The sequence below is a fragment of the Pseudomonadota bacterium genome (assembly GCA_010028905.1).
Taxonomy (GTDB): Bacteria; Vulcanimicrobiota; Xenobia; order RGZZ01; family RGZZ01; genus RGZZ01.
Genome location: RGZZ01000455.1, coordinates 1 through 4,123 on the forward strand (window position 1 = coordinate 1; position 4,123 = coordinate 4,123).

A 4,123-nucleotide genomic window follows, 5' to 3' on the forward strand; every position below is an offset into this window, starting at 1 on the left:
TTCCGCCAGGTGTGCGTCGTGGCGCCGTCTGCGGCACGCTCACCGCGATGTCGCGGCGGCCAGTGCGCTGGGCGCTTGAGGATATTATCACGCAGGCAAAGGGCTGTCAATACGTCGGTGAAACTTTTTTCCCGCTCCTGATGAAGCGTCGCAGAGCCCGCCACGAAGCCTTTCTCAGCTCGCCTGCCGCGGCCGTTCAGCGGGCGGTGAACGCCGCCAGCAGCCGCAATCGGGTGCCGGTTCGCACCCCGCTCTGGGCCAGGGAGCGATCCGGATCGAGCAGGCCGCTCTGCCCGTCGATGGCCAGGCCGTAGCTCACCTTCTCGCCCTGTGGGTCGCGATCCGGCAGGCCCAGCTGTCGGAGGAGATCGACGAACACCACGCGGAGCGGCACATCGTCTGACAGACTGGCCTGCTGCTCCCAGTTGTCGGTCATGTCGAGAATCTTGACCTGGATCATCGAACCCTCCTACCGGGCGTGCGCGGGGCGCTCGCCCGCCGAGGGCTTCGCAGAGGGGGAAGGAAGTCCTCTGTCGTCTGCCCCTTCGCTGCGCGGCTTGTTCGCGGGGCGCCCAGACGCGCTCGGAGACGCCATCACCGACGGCGCGGCAGAGGGCGTGACCGCGGGCGCGCCGCCCTCGGTCTGGGCTCCCGCGCGGGGAATGACCCCACCGTAGACCAGCGCCACGATGGTCAGGCCCGCGACGATGCGGTAGATGCCAAAGCCCTTGAAGCTGTTGCTCGAGATGAATCGCAGCAGCCACCCGATGGCCATCAGCGCAACGACGAATGAGACCGCTGTCCCGATGAGGAAGGGCACCGTGTTCCCGCCGGCCAGGATGTGATGGCGCTCTTTCAGCATCTCGTAGAGCGTCGCGCTTCCCAGGGTGGGGATGGCAAGGAAGAAAGAGAACTTGGTGGCGGTGGCCCGGTCGAGACCGGTGAGCATGCCGCCCACGATGGTCGACCCGGACCGGGACATCCCAGGGATGAGCGAGAACAGCTGCGCCACGCCGATCTTTAGGGCGTGGCCTGGCATGAGGTCGTAGATGCCGTTCGGGAAGCGCTGCGCCTCCTCGGCCTCGTCGGAGTCGGTGACGATGAGAATCACCCCGCCGATCACCAGCGAGGCCGCAACTACGAGGGGAGAGAACAGCAGCGCCTTGATGTGCTTGTGGGCGAGGAGCCCGACCACGGCGACGGGGAGGAATGCGATGAGGAGGTTGAGCCACAGCCGCCGGACGATGGGCTCCACGGCCACGCGGCGCAGCTGCTCGAGCAGCTCTTCACGGTAGTACCACACCACCGCGATGATGGCGCCCAGCTGGATGACGATCTCGAAGGCATCATCCTTCGGCATGCCGATGAGCCGCTCTGATACGATGAGGTGTCCGGTCGATGAGATGGGAAGGAACTCGGTGATGCCTTCCACGATCCCCTGGATGACGGCCTGCAGGGCTGTGATCACGTTCTCTCCTCGTGGGTCGGGCGGCGTTCAGCGGCCCGTCATTCCGGTCTTGCGGGTGGTGTTGCGCGCGACGTAGACGCCGAGCCCGTCGGCGATGGCTTCGGCCAGCTTCTGTCGCTGCTCTGCGTCGCCCAGCTTGCGCCCTTCGGTCATGTTGCTGATGAACGCGGTCTCGATGAGCACGGACGGGAGCTTGCAGTGCGCCAGCACGTAGAATCGGTTTCGCACGACCCCGCGATTGGGGCATCCGATGGCGTCGACCACGCGCGGATGCAGCACCCCCGCGAGAATGCGATCGCTGTCCTTGAAGTAGTGGGTCGATGTTCCATTGGCAGACGTGTTGGCCGAAGAGTTGCAGTGTATGCTCACGAAGAGGTCGGCGTGGAACGCGTGCGCAACCCGCACCCGCGCCCCCAGCTCCTCGGCCGCGGGAGAGCCGGGATAGGTGAGGTCGCGATCGGTGGTTCGGGTGAGAACGACGTGCCAGCCTCGGGCCGCGAGCTGGTTGCGCAGGCGCAGCGCGATGTCGAGGGTGACGTCCTTCTCGTAGATGTTGAGTGCGCGGTTGAGCGCGCCACAGTCGCTGCCACCGTGCCCGGGGTCGATGCAGATGACGCGCCCGTTGCCGTTCCCCACGGGAATCGGGGGAAGTGTGGGATTCTCCTCGGTGGGCTTCACCGGTGTCACGGTGGGTCGGGTCGTGTTGACGGGGGATACCGCGAAGGGCACCCCACAGACCCCGACCCCATTGAGGCCCGTGGAATCATCGGACACCAGGCGGTGGCGCACCTCGAGCACCAGGGTGTTGGGTTCGGTCGGCGATGTGGACACCGTCGTGTCGGCGACCTTCTCGAGGTCGACGCGCACGCGCACCGTTGGGATGGGTTCGGTCTGGTACTGGCCGATGCGAACCCCGCTGACCCATTCGTCGTTCACGTCGATCTCTCGACGCGGTCCTGCAAGCACGGCTTTCGGGATGTCGAGGAAGAAGCGCGTGTCGGGTGACTTGAGCCGATGCCATTCGTACTGGAATGGCCCCGTCGATCTGAGCACGACGCGGAGCAGGCCCGGCGCGTGCTCGATCTTCATGTCGGTGATCTTCTGCGTGCTCAGCTCGTCGGAGTGCGCCTGCACGCTCGGGCGGTTGATGGTGACGAGCATGCGGCGAGGCGTGGAGCGCGGGAGCACCCGGACCTCGTAGTCGTCCTTCAGCGGGAAGACCACGCGGAGCACGTTGGGGTGGAAGGAGAACTGGTCGAAGCGCACCTCGCCCAGCTCAGGGTGCTGCAGCCGTCGGTTCTGGACCTCGTGGTAGCGCTCGAGGTCGAGCGCCACGTGGGGGATGTTGAGCACGTATCTGCGCGGATGGCGCAGCACGAACGTCTGGTGGGTCATCGGCACGCGCGACTCGATGGTGAGCCGCACACCGCCTCCTTCCTGGCTCTCGGCATCGAGCGAGGTGACCAGGGGATCGAAGATGTAGTGCCCCGAGCCAGTTGCCTGCAGCCGCCCCGGGAGCAGCGTGGGCAGCAGGGCGACGGGAAGATGGGGAACGCCGTCGACAACGGTGACGGGGATTTCCACGGGGAATCGCGTTCCGTCTGGCCGGCACCCCTCTCGCGCGTTTGCGGCAAGTCGGGTCTCGAGGGCGTCGACCTTCACCACCGCGGTGCCGCCGCTCCACGCAAGGCTCGACGTGTAGAGGTCGAACAGTGCTCGGGTCTGTGGGTCGGTGATGGCGATGAGCCCCACGTTCGCCTGCTCGAGGATGACGCCACGCATGTGGAAGGTGCGTCCCGCGGCCTCGATGGTGATGGGCGCGGGCAGCGGTCGCCCGGCGTCGACGGGCGCTTCCTCGGGGGCCGCCGTCGTGGGGGCCGGCGCGGGGGCGGCCCACACCGGCGACGTGCCCAGCAACGCGCCGATGAGCAGCCAGAGGAGCATCGCGCTGTATCTCTGCATCGTTCTCATCGCTTGTCTTCCTTGTCTGCCTGCGCGGTGCGCACGAGGTCGCGCACCAGGACCAGCCTGACGCCCGCTTCCTCGAAGGCGGGAATCATCTCGACGAATGCCGTGGCGGTTGTGGTGCGGGCGTGTCCGATGCCGACGGCCTCGCCATGCTCGAGCGCCTCGCGGATCAGGAGGCGGAGGTTCTCCTTCACCGCCTCGATGTCGTCGACATTGTCGAGGAACACATCGCGACGGGCGAACGAGACCCGCAGGCTCGAGGCCACCTCTCTCGCGCACGACGCGGGGGTGGTGTAGCTGTCGACCCAGAACAGCCCGCGGTCTCTGACTGAGCGCAGCAGGAGCCGCATGGTCTCGGGGTCGGTGGTGGCCTTCGACCCTTCGTGGTTGTTCACGCCGTCGAGCACCGGGAGCGCGTCGAGGTTCTGCGCGATGATCTTCTTCTTCTGCGTCTCGGTCATCGCGACGCGCAGCGTGCCGGGGCCGGGGTCGTGATCGCCCGTCGCCTCCATCGGGAAGTGCAGCATGACGCCTTTTGCGTGAGCCTTCGCCTCTTGCGCGATCTGGCGCGAGAAGGCGAGATGCGGGAGCACGGCCAGCGTCACCGGCGCCGGCGCCTCGACGAACGCACGGGTCGAGGCATTGTTGTTCCCGCAGTCGTCGATGATCACGGCTGCGCGCGGAGCG

The 4,123-nt window shown here is 66.8% G+C and carries 4 protein-coding genes; all 4 read right to left on the minus strand.

Annotation, left to right across the window (positions count from 1 at the left end; genetic code table 11):
- Nucleotides 1–196: 196 nt before the first annotated feature.
- From EB084_21035 to EB084_21050, 4 genes are read right to left on the minus strand one after another with little or no spacing between them, the layout of a single operon-like run.
- Complete coding sequence (locus EB084_21035; protein ID NDD30753.1) at nt 197–460, minus strand: hypothetical protein; 264 nt, start codon at nt 458–460, stop codon at nt 197–199.
- A gap of 9 nt (nt 461–469) precedes the next feature.
- Nucleotides 470–1,468, minus strand: a complete 999-nt coding sequence (locus EB084_21040; protein NDD30754.1) for an undecaprenyl-diphosphate phosphatase — start codon at nt 1,466–1,468, stop codon at nt 470–472.
- A 27-nt stretch (nt 1,469–1,495) separates the two neighbouring features.
- Nucleotides 1,496–3,439 (minus strand): N-acetylmuramoyl-L-alanine amidase, encoded by a 1,944-nt coding sequence (locus EB084_21045; protein NDD30755.1) that lies wholly within the window; start codon nt 3,437–3,439, stop codon nt 1,496–1,498.
- Nucleotides 3,436–4,107 carry a divergent polysaccharide deacetylase family protein gene (locus EB084_21050; GenBank protein NDD30756.1) on the minus strand — a complete coding sequence of 224 codons (672 nt, stop codon included), beginning with the start codon at nt 4,105–4,107 and terminating at the stop codon, nt 3,436–3,438. The genes EB084_21045 and EB084_21050 overlap by 4 nt, the downstream gene beginning before the upstream one ends.
- Nucleotides 4,108–4,123 lie beyond the last annotated feature (16 nt).